The organism is Acinetobacter sp. 24-47-67, assembly GCF_056779735.1.
On the sequence record NZ_JBWYIK010000012.1, the window covers coordinates 1 to 16,116 of the forward strand.

The following is a 16,116-nucleotide window of genomic DNA, read 5'->3' on the forward strand; positions in this document are numbered from 1 at the left end:
TAACAGTTTAGCCAAGCCGTAATCACCATTACCTGCGTTGTTGTTGACGATCACTAAGTCTTTAATACCGAGTTCAATTAAGCCATCGATGAGTTCAGCAGGCTGACCTGCGGTACCAAACCCACCAATCATAATGGTTGAACCGTCTTTAATTTGGGATAAAGCTTCAACTAAAGACTGTGACGATTTATCGATCATCCAACAACTCCCTCTGTACAACATATTTTAATATTTGGGGAATCCACGATTAGCGCAATTTCAATCTGGACGGAGATTGAAATATGCAACTAAATCGCTTGGATTCCGTCACTCCATTCTTGATAAATTAAAAAGCTTGAGCTACCTTGAAAAAAGTTTTTTGTACGATTTACAGTTTTTTTGTTCGATGATCGAACAATATCTTGAGTATATTGCTCAAGATTCTAAATCAGCATCAATAATTCAATTTTTAAAATAGCAAGGAAAATGCTGTGTCTACAGAATCAGACTCAAGAAACAGACAACTTCAAAATCCAGATAATAAAAAGTGGATTCGTCATGAAGACTTTATTGCAGGTATCAGCAAAGGACTTGCTATCTTGGATTGTTTTGCAAATGACCGTCACCGTTTAAATGTGACCATGGCTGCAGAAAAAACAGGGTTGACTCGAGCCGCTGCAAGGCGACATTTAATGACTTTAGAATATTTAGGTTATTTAGAGTTTGATGGTCATTACTATTATTTAACACCTAAAGTTTTAAAGTTTTCAGGTGCATATTTAAGTGGTGCACAGCTGCCTAAAATTGCTCAGCCATTGTTGAATTTACTTACTCAGCAAACTTCTCTCATTTATTCCGTGATGGTATTAGATGGCTACGAAGCTATTACGATTGCACGTAGTGCAGCGCATCAACAGACTGATCGTGTTAATCCTTATGGATTACATTTAGGTAACCGACTACCCGCTCATGCCACATCTGCAGGGAAAATTTTATTAAGTTATTTATCCAAGGAAGCACAACAAGAATGGTTGGAAAAATATCCACTCAAAGCACTCACCAAATATACGTATACCGATAATGAGAAATTTATAAAATTATTAGCAGAAGTTAGAGCTGATGAATATTGTTACTCAGCTGAAGAACATGAGTTAGGCGTACATGCTTTGGCTGTACCTATTCACAATCATCGTGCTGATGTTGTCGCAGCATTAAACATTGTGTCACCGACAGGTAAAACCAGTAAGGAATATTTAATTCAGTATATTCTGCCCTTATTACAGCAAACCTCGATTGAATTTAGACAATTTGTTTAATAAAAAAACACACCAAATTGTGGAGCAATTTGGTGTGCGCTAAAAAATAGCCAATGGATTAAGCTTAACGTCGAGGATTAACTCGCTTTTTGGAGTGGTAGTCCAACATAGTTTTCAGCAAGCGTAGTTTGCCCTGCTTCTGAACCAAGAATATAACTTAATTCAGCTTGTTTGATTTTATGCTCGAATTCGGTTTCTGTCTCAAAACGATGTAATAAATGAGTCATCCACCAAGAGAAACGCTCTGCTTTCCATACACGTTTTAAGCAATTTTCAGAATACTGCTCAATCCCCTGCTCAGAACCCGTTTGATAATATTCAATGAGAGCTTGAGAAAGATACGCAATATCAGATGCAGCGAGGTTTAAACCTTTAGCTCCTGTTGGCGGTACAATATGAGCAGCATCACCCGCCAAGAACATTTTACCAAAACGCATTGGTTCAGTGACAAAACTACGTAATGGCGCAATACTCTTCTCAATTGATGGACCAGTCACAAGCTTTTCACGGCTTTCAGGATCTAGACGATTTTTTAACTCTTCCCAAAATTGCTCATCTGACCAATTTTCAACTTTATCCGTTAACGGTACTTGTAGATAATAGCGACTTCTCGTGTTAGAACGCATACTGCATAATGCAAATCCACGATCAGATTGCACATAAATTAGTTCATCCGCAACAGGAGGTACATCTGCCAATACCCCTAACCAGCCAAATGGATAGACTTTCTCGAAAGTTTTAATTTTGTCGTCTGGCACACTGGCACGGCACACGCCATGGTAGCCATCACAACCTGCGATAAAATCACATTCAACTTTTACTTGCTGACCATTATGCTCAAAAGTAACACTTGGTTGACCGTAGAAATCATGTACTTGAACGTTAGTTGATTCATAGAATGAAGTGAGTTGAGCCGCTGTGCGAGCCTGCATTAAATCTTTGGTGACTTCAGTTTGACCATATACCGTAACTTGTTTACCACCCGTCAACTGCGTTAAATCAACACGATGCTTTTCACCGTTGGTTAGAATTTCAATACCCTGATGAGGTAACCCTTTTTCACGGAGTTGCTGATCTACACCAGCTTCAGTCAATAAATCTACTGAAACTTGCTCTAAAATCCCAGCACGGATACGACTGGCAACATATTCAGCACTACGCTGTTCAATTAAAATATGATCAATACCCGCTTTATAGAGCAGTTGACCGAGTAATAAACCTGCTGGACCTGAACCGATAATCGCGACTTTGGTTTTTAAAATTTCCATATTACAAACACCCTCAATTTTTTTCCTTTTGTAAAACCTAATGAAATTCCAACTGAGGTACTAGACTTTAGCCCTAAATACGACCGAATTTAGTGACAAATGACCGATCATCGGACAAGATATCAGAATTAAAGGGTGTAAATCAGAGCAATATCATGCGCAATGAATTGATTTCAAATGCTAAAAATAAAGAAGTAATTCAATATGATGATTACATTGCAGGCCTTGCTAAAGGTTTGAATCTATTAGAATGCTTTGGTGTTGAACGACAAAAATTAAATGTCACCCAAATTGCTGAACGTACAGGATTGAGTCGTAGCGCAGCACGACGATATTTAAGAACTTTAAAATTTTTAGGTTATTTAGACACAGATGAACATTTTTATTGGCTCACCTACAAAGTTTTACGCTTTTCAAGTGCTTATCTAAGCTCTGCATATTTGCCAAAAGTCGCTCAACCTATGCTGAATTTACTCAGTATCAAAACTGCACTGAGCTATTCAGTCACGGTACTCGATGAACATGAAGTCGTACCTGTTGCGAAAAGTGTTCCTCAACAGAACGAATCATCTAAAATGAGTCCGTTGGGTATTCATCTAGGTAATCGCCTACCAGCCTACGCCACCTCAACAGGTAAAATACTACTCTCAAGATTGAGCCATGATGAACTTAATCAATGGCTTGCACAATATCCACTCAAGAGATTAACGCCTTTTACCATCATAGATCATCAAAAGTTTATAAACACTATTGCAACTGTTCAAAAACAAGACTATTGCATTTCTACAGAAGAACATGAATTGGGAATTATTGCTTTAGCTGTCCCTATTCTCAACATGCAAGGTGATACTGTAGCCGCACTCAACTGTATCGGATCCAGCCACAGAATTACAGAAACATATTTAATCCAAAATATTTTGCCCCAGCTTAAACAAGTAGCTCATGATTTGCGCGCTATTTTATAAAATTCGGAAGATTCGAATGAACTTTTAAGATTTTTTTTCTTTCTTTAACTGAGGCGTTCATTTTTTTAATCCCTAGTACTTTAGTATATTTTTCAAGTACTTCTTCGCAAATATGGATCCATTTAATCTAAAATATATCTAAGTTAATATTTTTTTGCTTGAATTTGGATCCAATAATGCTAAATTCATGCACATTGCAGACGTGTTGATTATTTCATCAATACCAGAATATGGACGGGTTCTGACTGCGATGAACACCTTAAACATTACTAGGATGACTTCTGAAGTCTGCCTACGTTTATGACATGTAATCACATGCCACACGTAGTGCTTTTCAATGAGGTCTTATTCCATGGAGAAAGTAAATGGTTCAGAACCCGCGTGAGGAAATGAATAACAAGACCATGAATGGGTTTCAGTGGTTTGTTATCGGTATCTGTATTTTATTAAATGTTATTGATGGCTTTGACGTTCTTGTCATGGCCTTTACTGCTGCATCTGTTTCTGCCGAGTGGGGACTGACTGGCGCTGAACTTGGTGCACTATTGAGTGCTGGCTTATTTGGTATGGGTGCTGGCTCACTATTTCTTGCACCTTGGGCTGATAAAATCGGTCGCCGCCCACTCATCTTACTTTGCCTACTTATCTCTGGAGTAAGTATGGTTGCAGCATCATTTGCTCAGACTGCAATGCAACTTGGCATGATGCGTTTTGTGACTGGTTTAGGCATCGGCGGTATTCTCGCAAGTAGTAATGTTATTGCAAGTGAGTACGCATCTCTGCGTTGGAGAAGTCTCGCAGTCAGCTTACAATGTACAGGTTACGCGATTGGTGCAACCGTTGGTGGGATTATTGCAATTGCGCTTATCAGCAATTTCGGATGGCGTGCAGTCTTCTTAACAGGTGGTTTAGCGACTTTATTCATGTTGGTCGTGTCTTATTTCACCTTACCAGAATCACTTGATTACCTTTTGGTTAAACAGCCAAAAAATGCTCTAGAACGTATTAATGTTTTAGCAAAGAAAATCAATATTACCCCATTACAGCAACTTCCTACGGTCACTATGACCAGCGAACAAGCAAAGAGTGGTTTGGCACGTTTGTTCAGCGCTAAATTGGCACTTCAAACGATTTGTATCTGGTTTAGCTTCTTCTTCGTTATGTTTGGTTTCTACTTCGTCATGAGTTGGACACCAAAAATCTTATCTGCAAATGGGATGACCACTGAACAAGGTGTAACAGCAGGTGTCCTGATTAGTGCTGGCGGTATGTTTGGTGCTGCGCTGTTAGGTCTGATTAGTTCACGTATCCGTATTTACTATGTTCAAGCGTCTTTCCTTGCCTTAACTGCAATCTTGATCTGGTTATTTGTGAACAGTACTGGTTCACTCATGATCGCATTCATTCTCGCTTTATTCCTTGGCATGATGTCAAACGGATGTGTCGCAGGTCTATATGCGATGTCTCCTGCAATCTATGATGCTGATGTTCGTGCGACTGGTGTTGGTTATGCGATTGGTTTTGGTCGTGTAGGCGGTATTTTGTCTCCACTGGTAGCAGGTGCTTTCCTCGATAGTGGTATCTCATCACTTGTACTTTACGGTTATTATGCGTTGGCATTCGTTGCAGCCATTATCATGGTATTAAGCATTTCAAAACTCAAAAATAAAGAAACTGCACAATTGCATTTCCAACAACCAACATCTGCATAATCATTTTTTTAATACTTTAGAGCTAGACAAGACGTCTAGCTCCACTTTTCATATAGGGACAATAATGAGATTTTCTGCAATCTTTTTAGGGGTAATTGCGTCTGGATTTCTATCAACAACGCAAGCTAATTCTTTTATAGACGACTCATCAGTCAATCTAACAGCTCGTAATTTTTATTTTGATCGCGCATATACACAAGATGAATCAGGTAAAGATCAGAAAGACTGGGCTCAAGGTTTTATCTTTAAAGCTAATTCAGGCTATACACCAGGTACCGTAGGACTAGGTTTAGACATTATGGCACTGGCCGGTTTTAATCTTTTAGGCAGTGATGCCGACGATTATGCAGCTTCGGGATTACTACCAAGCAGTCCATCAGGTAAAGCTGATCAGTATGGAGAAATTCGCTGGACGGCAAAAGCGAAAGTGGGCAAATCGACTTTACATGGGGGTACACTCGCACCAATGTTCCCTGTTTTGTTCTCTTCACCAGCTCGTTTATTCCAGCAAAATTATCGAGGTACACATCTTCAAATCAATGAAGTGGATAATTTGAAAATTCATGCACTGTATGTGGATCGTGTGAATCAACGTGATTCAACAGATTATGAAAAAATTAAAGTTGGCAATCCTAATAATCGATTTAAGACTGCTGCCGAATCATCTGGCTTACACATGTTTGGTGCTGAATATAAATTTAACGATCAAATTACTGCGCAACTCTTTCATGCCAATCTTCATGATGTTTATCACCAAAATTTCATTGGTGCTAAAAGCAAACATGATATAGGTATTGGGCATTTATTAGGGGATGTACGCCTGTTTGTGAGTGAAGACTCAGGTCAAGCTCGTGCAGGACATATTGAAAATCAACATTTGAGCGGTATTTTTGGGCTTAACCGTAACAATCATACTTTCAGTTTGGGCTATATGCAGTCTTTTGGTGATACAGCTCTTCCGACCTTAGCGGGTTCAGAGCCAGCAGTGTTCTTAGATAGTATGAGTGCTGATTTCACCAACATTAATGAAAAAGTCTATCACGCACGCTATGACTATGACTTCAAAGACACTTCATTGAAAGGTCTAAAGTTTATGACTCGCTATAGTAAAGGCGATGATATTGAAATTCGTAACACCGACAATCAGACGTTTGAACAAGATGCTCTAGATTTTGAACTCAGCTATCGTGTTCCAACGGGTAAACTCGAAGGTTTAAATATTCGTACACGTTATAGTCGCTACCGTAACGATATCCCACCAGTAGGTATGGCATTTAAGTCGGATGACGAAATGCGTGTCAATATTGATTACACTTGGAAATTTAAATAAAACAAAGTTAAAGGGAGTTCAACGGAACTCCCTTTAACACAAATATCTTTCATCGAACACAGCTCATATTTTAATTTCACATCCATTTCACAAGATTGCCAGTAGATTAAAAAATAAGAATAAATTAGTGGATTGAGATCATGAAACACGTCAAAAAAATTGTGGCTGCGACATTGAGCCTTCCTCTACTCTTTTTATCAGGCTGTGCAAGTATTCCAAGTTACTCTGATGATTATGCTCAAGCAAGATCGACAGTTCAAGGCATCACCATGACGCCTGCCAAAGCTCAAGATATAGGGGTTCGTTTTACCAGTGCATTCAATACCTTAGGTACACCTGAATTCACTAACCGAGCAAGCAATCTGTATGCTGACAGTTTATATATCAATGACACACTTTCACAATTTAGTAAGCGTGAAAATCTAGTCGAACATTTCAAAGGTATGAACAACCGTGTCAGTAATGTTTCAGTCAAATTGCTCAACACATCACATTTTGACGACTCAGCCTATGTGCATTGGCGTATGGCATATGATTTTAAAATCTTCGGTACAACTCGAAGCATGGAATCACATGGAATCAGTGAAATAAAAATCAATGAGCAAGACAAAATTGTGTTCCAGCAAGACTTTTGGGACCCAGCTGATGGCTTATTTCGCTCACTACCATATGCTGGAGGGTTATACGCATGGTTATTACCTTTCAAAAAATCGCAATAATCACCCTCTCTGCTTTGAGTCTATTCTTATTACCACTCGCGCATGCACAAAGTGTGCGTGAGTGTGGTCAAGGAGACCTCAAAGTCGGACAAAAAAATGTCGGTAAAGCAACTTATTTCGCTCAAAATTGTCAAAGCACTTGGAAGAATCAAGATATTCGCATGGACTTTGCTTATACTCAACATATTCCAGAATGGGCTTTTAAAAAGGCTGCAACGCACTTTCTCAAACGAAATGTCAAACAAGCCAATACGTTGAAACAGCTTGACCAGATCACACAATTGTATCAACCGGTTCGATCTGGTGATATTTACAGTCTAAGCTATACCCATACGACCCAGACTTTAACTTTGAGTCTAAATCAAAAAATTTTGGGTAAAATTCAATACATGAATGCCAATGATTATTTTAAAATTTGGCTGGGTTCGTTTCCATTTAGTGATACTTTAAAAAAGCAATTATTGGACTAATCGTGTCGACATGACTAAACATTTTATTTTAATGGTCGAAGATCATTACGAACTTGCTTCAACATTATGTGAATTTTTAGAAGAGCATAATTTTGTGGTTGATCATGCGCGTAATTTGGATGTGGCACGTCAACTGCTCAAGCAACATCCTTATCATATTCTACTGTTAGATATTAATTTACCTGACGGTACAGGGTATGACCTGTGTGAATGGCTTCGCAACGAACAAGGACTCGACCTCCCGGTACTGATGCTGACTGCTCGTGATACTTTGGATGATAAATTAAAAGGTTTCCGAGCAGGTACAGATGATTATTTAGTCAAACCATTTGATTTTAATGAATTGGTTTATCGTGTTCGTGCACTGATCAAACGCTCATTAGGAGAAGTATCTAACAGCCAAATCAAAATTCACGATCTCACATTAGACCCTGCTTTACAGCAAATCACTCGTGCAGGTCAAATGATCGAACTGCCACCTATTCAATTCAAACTTTTAAAATTACTTATGCGAAACTCACCTAAAGTGCTCACTAAACAGGAGATCATGCTTGAGTTATGGGGGGATGAAGAACCAGAAAGCGATGCACTCAGAAGCCATATCTATAATTTAAGAAAAATGGTCGATAAGCCGTTTGAACAAAAATTAATACACACCGTTTCAGGGGTAGGTCTAAAGATCGCAGTTGAATAAAACTAGTTACTACTGAAAAAACTAGTTACTACTGAATTCGCACTTCAGATCAAATTCCTCCAAATACACTATTTTGGAGGCTGATCATTCAAGTAAACGACCACAATCAGTCCTGAACTGAGTGACAAGTCAACTTTTGGATGAGTCATCAAATAGTATTCACGATCAAATAACTCTACTCTCCAGCCAAGTTGTTTACATAATTTTTGAACCAGTTGTAGCCCGATACCATGACCTTTGATATCGAGTTGCAGCTGCTGATTCGTTAGTTCTTGCACCTTAGAGTTATTCGGTAAATCAATCCCGATACCATTATCTGCGACCAACACTTTATTTTTTTCGAGAATGACATTAATGCTTGTACCTTGAGAGTAATTCAATGCATTTCTTAAAATATTGCTAAACACCATTTTTGTCATCGATGGATATAAATGACGTTTGACCTCATTAACTTCGATGTTTAAATCGATACTCATTCCTTTTGCCAAACTGACACTATTCAAGTCACTTACAACATCTTGAAGCAGATCTGATAAGCGTGTTTTTTCACTTTGTAAATTGCTTGTGGTATTTCGAGCAATCGCCAAAAGTGTATCGACCAATAACTGCATATCTTCGATTGTGTTTTGCAATCGAGTAAAAGATTTGTTATCACCATAACGGGCCTGACAAAGTTGTACATTTCCCTTCAATATTGTGAGCGGTGTTCGAAGTTCATGACTAACATCGCCAGTAAACTCTCTTTCACGCTGAATGAATTCGCTTAAAACTTGATGATATTTTTCAAGTGCTTGCTTGAGATATTCAGCCTCCAAATTAGAATCTGTTTTAATTTCTTTAAATGGTGATGCTCGATTATTCTGATGTTCCCAATCGATATGTTCGAGTGCATTGGCTAAGCGTGTGATGGGCGAAAAATAGCGGCGTGCACGGCGATTCCACCACCACAGCACACTGTATAGCAAAAATAAGCTGACCATGAGTGGCGCTAAACCAAACAGCCAAATAAGCTTATTAACATTACTTTCACCAAACACTAAAAAAACGTGTTCACCATTGCGTGTCCCATAAACCGTCATCCGGTCTTTACCATCGATATAGTGTCGATGTACACCCGATTGGAGTTTTAAATTACGAAATTCAGAGGGGGCTAACTCGTCATCGGACCAACGATATCCATATAAATTTTTAGTGTCGGGTAAAGCAGCTTCTGGATTACGCTCCATACGCTGCCAGTAATGCTCCATCTCCTGTTCGAGCGCTGTGGTCAGCAATGTTCCTTTAATGACCCAAGCACTGCAACCAATCCCAATCACAATAGACAAGGCAATAAGACCAATTTGTAGCCAATAATAGCGGTTAAACACCTCACCCAAAGGATGATCGCGTTTATCCCTAAATAGCCTCATCATGGACATGTACCCTCTTCACCTTATCGCTAAGCTTAGTTTGAACTTCAAACAGCTCGCTTCTTAAACAAATAATGGCCAATCACCCACTCACGACCTTTGTCATAACCAAACAGTTCTGCACAAGCCATGAAAAAGATTCTCCAACGTTGCCACCAGATTTCCGCATCTTGACCATAAGTTTGCTTAAATAGTGGTTTAAGTAAGTCCTTTTTTTGGTCCATATTATTTAACCATGCATTGGCTGTATGTTCATACTGTTGTCCAGACCATTGCCATTGGTTTTCTAACTGTAAATGATCCTGAAAGTGCAGGAAAGTCGAAACAGCAGGCATTAAACCGCCTGTAAAAAAATATTTAGACATCCAGTCATAATCATTTTTAACTTCAAATGGATAGTGAATAAATCGATGGCAGAAAATATGACACCACAATAAACCATCTGCTTTGAGCCATTGGCTAATATTGGCAAATAATCGCTGATAGTTTCGAACATGCTCAAACATTTCAACGGATACAACACGATCAAAAGAGTTTTGCTCCAACTCGAGTTGATTTACATCACAGGTGATGACTGTCAAATTGTTAAATTGCTTTTCTTTGGCTTGTTGTTGAATGTGAAGACGTTGAGTATTGGAGTTTGATACTACCGTAATGTTGGCATTTGGATAATGCTCTGCCATATACAAACTGAGTGATCCCCAACCACAGCCTATTTCTAAGATGTCCTGACCATCTTGTAATTGCGCACGTTCACAGTAGACCTTCAGGGCATTTTCCTCAGCTTGATCTAAACTGGTTTTAGCATCATGGAATAAACTGGCACTGTACTTTAAACGCTTGCCCAACACGGCCTGAAAGAATGCTATAGGCAATTCATAATGTTGTTCATTTGCCTTGTCTGTATCAATCGCGATTTCACTTTTTTTCAAGTCTCTTAATACATCCATATAACGCTGTGAAGCGAATACAGGGTCAAAACGACCTTCTTGCTCAAGACGTTTTTTGCAAAGTGCTTGGATACCAAGACGAATCACTTGATCTGGAACTTTGCCACTTTCAATGAGTTTTAACGATTGTTGAACGATTGAATCCATGTAATTACCTACTTTTTCGGTGGCCAAGGAAGAAACATTGATGTTTTTTGTTGGTACATCTTGTAGTTTGCACCACGATTTTTGAGCGCTTGCTGTTCACTAAATGGAATACCCGTGATGTAGTACAAAAAGAGCCACATCAACACCGGATAGATCCACAACCAAGGCGTTCCCGCCGCTATACCTAAGATTGGATAAGCAAACCAATGTATCCATTCAAAAAAGTAATTCGGATGGCGTGAATATTTCCATAACCCTTGATCCATCGTTTTGCCACGATTATTCGGGTTCAATTTAAATTGATACAACTGATGATCTGCGAGTGCCTCACCAATAAATGCAACCAGCATGATTAATCCTGAAATCAGCAGCAGCAGTTCTGTCGAGTTACTCCACTGCATCGCAGGTATACTGAGCAATTTGATCATTGGATATGAGAATAAGGAGATCAACCCAGCCTGAAATAGAAAAAAGAGAAGAAAACCTAAATGTTGAAAGTCTCCCATCGCACGGCGCATATTGGCATAACGCGTGTCCTCAGCATCTTCTCGGATATATCTTCTGCATAAATGCCATGCTAAACGGAGAAACCAAAGACCACTCGCGATCGCTAGAAAAATGCGAACAGATGTAGGGGCTTCATTCATTACATTTGCTGCGATGAGGACATTTAAAGCTATTCCAAAGCTCCAAATGACATCGACCAAACCTGCACGATGATTAAATGTCACCCAAATCCATGCACAAAGCATCAGGAAAACATTCATCACAAATAAATTGAGCAACATCGAGATGTCCTCTCACTGATTTAGTATGGACTTGCTTCAAACAATAAATGCACATCACTAATGACGCCTTCGAGAAAACCTCCTTCGCAATAACATAAATAAAAATCCCACATGCGAATAAAGTTTTCATCAAAGCCCAGTGCTAAAACTTGCTCACGCTGTTGTAGAAAACGTTCACGCCAGCAGTGAATCGTTTGTGCATAACTTAAACCAATATCTTCAAGATGCTTTAGACGTAATTTTTGTTCTGATGCAACGTTGGTCATCACGCTGATACAAGGAATAAAACTACCTGGGAAAATGTATCTTTTGATGTAATCGACCGTACTCAATGCCTTTTCATATCGCGCATCTTCAATGGTGATGGCTTGAATAAGCGCCAAACCATTAGGTTTTAACAGCTGTCTACACTTTTCAAAATATGTCGATAGATATTGAGCACCAACGGCTTCAATCATTTCAATTGAAACCAATTTATCGAATTTACCTTCAAGTAAACGATAATCTTTTAATTTAACTTCAACACGATGAGACAGACCCGCAGCGTCAATTCTAACTTTAGCTTCGTCATATTGAGCTTGAGAAATGGTAATAGTAGTCACTTTACAACCATAGTTTTGCGCAGCATAGATCGCAAAACCACCCCATCCACTGCCAATTTCAACCAAATGATCCATCGGTTGAAGTTTCAATTTTTGGCATATGATTTCTTTTTTATAATCGGATGCTTGTTCCAAAGTCATAGATTGATCTTTGAATACCGCGCTGGAGTACATCATGCTCGGATCAAGAAATAACTTAAAAAAGTCATTACTTAAATCATAATGCTCAGCAATATTTTTGCGACTACCTTCCAATGAGTTTTTACGCGATGCATACCAAGTTTTGAGCAAGAGTTGACTCGCCTTTGCTAAGGCACTTTGGTTCATACGATCTAAAATATCGCGATTTCTCGCAAGAATTCGCACAATCTTCACTAAATCTGGTGTCGTCCAATATCCTTGAATGAAACCTTCAGCTGCACCAAGAACCCCCTGACGAAAAAGTAGATCCATCAACTTTGCATCATGGACCTCAATCACTGCGTCTAGATCACTTACCTCACCGACTGAACCCTCCCAAATCCCTTTAAAATGAATTTGGCCGTGTTTTAATTTCAGTAAATGACGTAACACCAGCGGTAGTGAAGATTGCTCTCCCATTAACAATGATTTCATATCACAGCTTGTCCTTCGTATTATTGGGATGCCGATAAAATGGAACTCTATTTATCCAAAGCTTAAAGGCATGATAATAAATACCTGCAACCATCTTGATCGGCTCAAATAGTTTAAAAACAGCATAGCGATGAAGTTGTGAAGGAAGTGTGATGGGGGTTAACTCAAAACGCATTGATGCATCGAATTGTAATTTTTCCTCTTTAAACAATTGCATAAGCACATAATTTTGTTTTTCAGCCAAACTAAACGTCCATTGATACTTCAGATCCATTGGCATGAAGGGTGACACGTGAAAAGCTTTGTCAAACTGGAAGTGGAAGCTGGTATATTCGGAATGCTGCTCCCCCCCGGCGCGACAATCGTGAACGTATACCTGTCTTTCTAACCAGGGTGTATTTGTGATTTCACTGAGAATGAACTGTAATTTTTGCTGGGCATTAAATAGAAAATAAAAAACCACCGAATTAAATCTGAAGCCAAGCGTGCGCGGCAAAGCCAACACCCGAATTTCAGCGATCTGTATCCGTTCTTCTAAGGTATGTTCTTCCAATACATGCAGAACCTTCTCTCGAATCGTGCCTTGATAGTTTGCCAAGAAGTCATCAGGATTGAGGCTCAGCAAGCTCCATTTTTTCGTTGACCAAAGTATCGAAGTTTGCGCGAAGTGTTTGAGCTGTTCTGGATCAAACCACAAATACGTCAGCTGACTCTGAAAAGCATAAGGCTTAGGCAAGTAACGGCGATGACGAATGTCAGCAACTGCAATTGCAAGTGGATACAGCTGCATAAGTACTCCTAAGCGGCTTGATTCGATGAATTTAATAAGGCTTCAACCACCCATGACGCACTTCTTGCACCATCTTCATGAAAGCCCCATCCCCAATAAGCACCACAAAAATAGGTCCGATTTAAACCGTTTATTTCAGACCATCTTGACTGAGCTGCAATAGCTTCCGCATTAAATACAGGATGACGATAGTGACGCTGAACCCAGACTTTGTTTGGATCTAAATCAAAATTAGGATTTAATGTCGCAAAAATCTGAGTTTCACATTTCAGATTTTGTAGCTGATTCATCCAATAACTAAATCCATAATGGACACTATTTTGCTGAAATGGAGTGACTTGACCCGCTCTATTCGGTGTGACATGCACATGCCAACTTGCCCACTGACGTCTTGATTTTGGCATAATGCTGGTATCTGAATGCAACACCATATGATTGTCTTGATACTGAAACTTTTCTAATATTTCTGATTCTTTAACCGTTGGTTCAGCGAGCAACTTCAATGTGTCATCTGCATGACTTGCAAATACCACCCAATCAAACCGTTCAATCCCCTGTCCCGTTTCAATACTCACGTCATTTGCTGAGCGCTTAACTGACTTCACCTCTACTTTTTTAAAATGAATGTGCTTTGCTTGAGTTTGAATTGCACGAATATATTTAGAAGACCCACCTCTTACAGTTAACCATTGTGGTCGATCTTTGAGTTGCAACATACGATGATGTTGAAAAAAACTGACTACAAATTTATATGGAATTTGACCTGCTTGCTCTACTGGGCATGACCATAATGCACCACACATCGGATAGAGATGCTCTTGCCTAAACGCATCCGAGTATCCATGCTCGTTGAGATATTGCTCAATAGTGTAATTCGGGTCGGTCTCATCTACATCAAGATCTTTATTTGCTGCATAAAATCTGAATAAATCTGACAGCATCGCTCTAAAGCGGGTCTTTAAAAAATTCTGTGGTTTGAACAATAATGAGAATTTCTTGGAAGGGTTATATTGCAGTCCTGTGACCTGATTATTAACTGAAAACCCCATATCGCTGCTTTGAGCTTGTACACCAAGCTCCTTCAACATCTCACAAAATAAAGGATAGTTGTGTTCATTAAAAACAATGAATCCGCTATCCACTGCAACTTGCTCACCATCGATCTTTAATTGATGAGTATCAGTATGTCCCCCAAAATAATTATTCTTTTCAAATACGGTCACCTCATGCAACTTACTCAACTTCCAAGCTGCATAAAGTCCTGAAATACCCGATCCAATAATTGCAATTTTCATCTTGATTCCTTTGAGTGAACTTGAGAATGTTGGAGTTTGGCCTTTTTCGAACGCGTAATTTTACTTGCTTCATAGACTCGAGCTGGTATGGGTTTCATTCCCCAAACCAAGCCAAACCATGACATACATTTTAAGATGTAATAGGTCACATCGATCTGCCACCAATAGAACCCTTGGCGCGTACTTCCTGCATAAAAATGATGATTGTTGTGCCAGCCTTCACCAAGTGTAATCAGAGATAAAAATAAGTTGTTGCGACTATGATCATTCGTCTCAAAATCTCGGCTTCCATAATGGTGAGCCAGTGAGTTAATGCACAATGTGGCATGAATAAGCAGAACAGTAGAAATTGCGCCTCCCCATACCAATAACTGTAAACCACTGGTTCCCCAATGCGGCCACATCCAAGCAACCCATTCCCCTAGACCATAAATTCCGATAGCCGTTATTAATACGATCATCAAACTAAAACGATCTAACCAAATCAGCTCCGGAAACTTCAGCCAATCTTTAATGACACTTTTACGCGTTGAAAAATTATATTCATTTAAAAACCAACCAACATGGCTATACCAAAATCCATGCGTTGATGAATGTGGGTCTTGAGGAGTATCTGTATAACGATGATGATATCGATGATGTGCTGCCCACCATAATGGTCCACGCTGCGCACTCATTGTGCCAATTAAAATAAAGATAAATTGCAGCCATCTCGAAGTTTGAAAAGTTTTGTGTGACAAATAACGATGAAAAAAAGCCGTGATTGCGAACATGCGAATAAAATAAAAAAACAACATAAATGCAAAAGCAAACCAAGAAAACCCGACCCAAAACACTGCCAGACAAGCAAGATGCAGTAGGATAAAAGGAATTATTCTGAGCCATTGAATCTGTTTACTCTCAGAGGTCAATGCATCATGTGGCACGCTTACGGACCAACTATCCAGCCATTGCATGAGGCTTTTCAACATACAGTCATCCCAAACTAAGCAATCGATCTTTATGATTTAAATGAAGTGTAGTTCTTGATATATGAAGTTTATGTGAAGCACACGCTGCATCTTGAA

At 39.2% G+C, this 16,116-nt stretch carries 16 protein-coding genes; 7 read left to right on the top strand and 9 right to left on the bottom strand.

Going from position 1 to position 16,116, the window contains the following annotated elements; genetic code table 11:
* Window positions 1-198: CoA-transferase (locus tag AC1M9K_RS12740; protein WP_481589465.1), on the bottom strand; the 198-nt coding region annotated here is incomplete at its 3' end.
* Window positions 199-470: 272 nt separating this feature from the next.
* On the opposite strand from AC1M9K_RS12740, the gene pcaU reads away from it, so the two are divergent.
* Complete coding sequence (pcaU, locus tag AC1M9K_RS12745) at window positions 471-1,295, top strand: IclR family transcriptional regulator PcaU (RefSeq protein ID WP_481587829.1); 825 nt, start codon at window positions 471-473, stop codon at window positions 1,293-1,295.
* Between the two features lie 77 nt (window positions 1,296-1,372).
* Here the strand turns inward: pcaU and pobA are convergent, their stop codons facing one another.
* Window positions 1,373-2,563, bottom strand: a complete 1,191-nt coding sequence (gene pobA / locus AC1M9K_RS12750) for a 4-hydroxybenzoate 3-monooxygenase (RefSeq protein WP_481589466.1) — start codon at window positions 2,561-2,563, stop codon at window positions 1,373-1,375.
* A gap of 155 nt (window positions 2,564-2,718) precedes the next feature.
* Between pobA and AC1M9K_RS12755 the strand changes: the two genes are divergently transcribed.
* The 6 genes from AC1M9K_RS12755 to AC1M9K_RS12780 all read left to right on the top strand — a co-directional run bounded on the left by AC1M9K_RS12755 (window position 2,719) and on the right by AC1M9K_RS12780 (window position 8,453).
* Window positions 2,719-3,528, top strand: coding sequence for an IclR family transcriptional regulator domain-containing protein (locus AC1M9K_RS12755; RefSeq protein ID WP_180000496.1), 810 nt, complete (start codon window positions 2,719-2,721; stop codon window positions 3,526-3,528).
* Window positions 3,529-3,893: 365 nt separating this feature from the next.
* Window positions 3,894-5,240 (top strand): MFS transporter, encoded by a 1,347-nt coding sequence (locus tag AC1M9K_RS12760; RefSeq protein WP_481589467.1) that lies wholly within the window; start codon window positions 3,894-3,896, stop codon window positions 5,238-5,240.
* 64 nt (window positions 5,241-5,304) lie between these two features.
* Window positions 5,305-6,570, top strand: coding sequence for an OprD family outer membrane porin (locus tag AC1M9K_RS12765; RefSeq protein ID WP_481589468.1), 1,266 nt, complete (start codon window positions 5,305-5,307; stop codon window positions 6,568-6,570).
* 140 nt (window positions 6,571-6,710) lie between these two features.
* The gene (locus AC1M9K_RS12770; RefSeq protein ID WP_180028018.1) at window positions 6,711-7,289 is read left to right on the top strand and encodes a nuclear transport factor 2 family protein; all 579 of its coding nucleotides are present in this window, start codon (window positions 6,711-6,713) and stop codon (window positions 7,287-7,289) included.
* Window positions 7,259-7,759 (top strand): chalcone isomerase family protein, encoded by a 501-nt coding sequence (locus AC1M9K_RS12775; protein ID WP_481589469.1) that lies wholly within the window; start codon window positions 7,259-7,261, stop codon window positions 7,757-7,759. Before AC1M9K_RS12770 ends, AC1M9K_RS12775 begins: the two co-directional genes overlap by 31 nt.
* Window positions 7,760-7,769: 10 nt before the next feature.
* Window positions 7,770-8,453 carry a response regulator transcription factor gene (locus AC1M9K_RS12780; protein WP_092768268.1) on the top strand — a complete coding sequence of 228 codons (684 nt, stop codon included), beginning with the start codon at window positions 7,770-7,772 and terminating at the stop codon, window positions 8,451-8,453.
* Between the two features lie 68 nt (window positions 8,454-8,521).
* Here the strand turns inward: AC1M9K_RS12780 and AC1M9K_RS12785 are convergent, their stop codons facing one another.
* The 7 genes from AC1M9K_RS12785 to AC1M9K_RS12815 are packed head-to-tail and all read right to left on the bottom strand — an operon-like array spanning window position 8,522 to window position 16,020.
* Window positions 8,522-9,865 carry a sensor histidine kinase gene (locus tag AC1M9K_RS12785; RefSeq protein ID WP_481589493.1) on the bottom strand — a complete coding sequence of 448 codons (1,344 nt, stop codon included), beginning with the start codon at window positions 9,863-9,865 and terminating at the stop codon, window positions 8,522-8,524.
* Between the two features lie 44 nt (window positions 9,866-9,909).
* On the bottom strand, window positions 9,910-10,959 hold the full coding sequence (locus AC1M9K_RS12790) for an SAM-dependent methyltransferase (protein ID WP_481589470.1): 1,050 nt from the start codon (window positions 10,957-10,959) through the stop codon (window positions 9,910-9,912).
* Window positions 10,960-10,967: 8 nt separating this feature from the next.
* A complete protein-coding gene (locus AC1M9K_RS12795; RefSeq protein WP_481589471.1) occupies window positions 10,968-11,747 on the bottom strand; it encodes a DUF1295 domain-containing protein in 780 nt (259 codons plus the stop codon).
* Between the two features lie 20 nt (window positions 11,748-11,767).
* Window positions 11,768-12,964, bottom strand: a complete 1,197-nt coding sequence (locus tag AC1M9K_RS12800) for a class I SAM-dependent methyltransferase (protein ID WP_481589472.1) — start codon at window positions 12,962-12,964, stop codon at window positions 11,768-11,770.
* 1 nt (window position 12,965) lies between these two features.
* Complete coding sequence (locus AC1M9K_RS12805) at window positions 12,966-13,754, bottom strand: DUF1365 domain-containing protein (RefSeq protein WP_481589473.1); 789 nt, start codon at window positions 13,752-13,754, stop codon at window positions 12,966-12,968.
* A gap of 8 nt (window positions 13,755-13,762) precedes the next feature.
* Window positions 13,763-15,049 carry an NAD(P)/FAD-dependent oxidoreductase gene (locus AC1M9K_RS12810; protein WP_481589474.1) on the bottom strand — a complete coding sequence of 429 codons (1,287 nt, stop codon included), beginning with the start codon at window positions 15,047-15,049 and terminating at the stop codon, window positions 13,763-13,765.
* Entirely contained in the window at window positions 15,046-16,020 is a 975-nt protein-coding gene (locus AC1M9K_RS12815; RefSeq protein WP_481589475.1) for an acyl-CoA desaturase, read from the bottom strand. The genes AC1M9K_RS12810 and AC1M9K_RS12815 overlap by 4 nt, the downstream gene beginning before the upstream one ends.
* Between the last annotated feature and the right edge of the window lie 96 nt (window positions 16,021-16,116).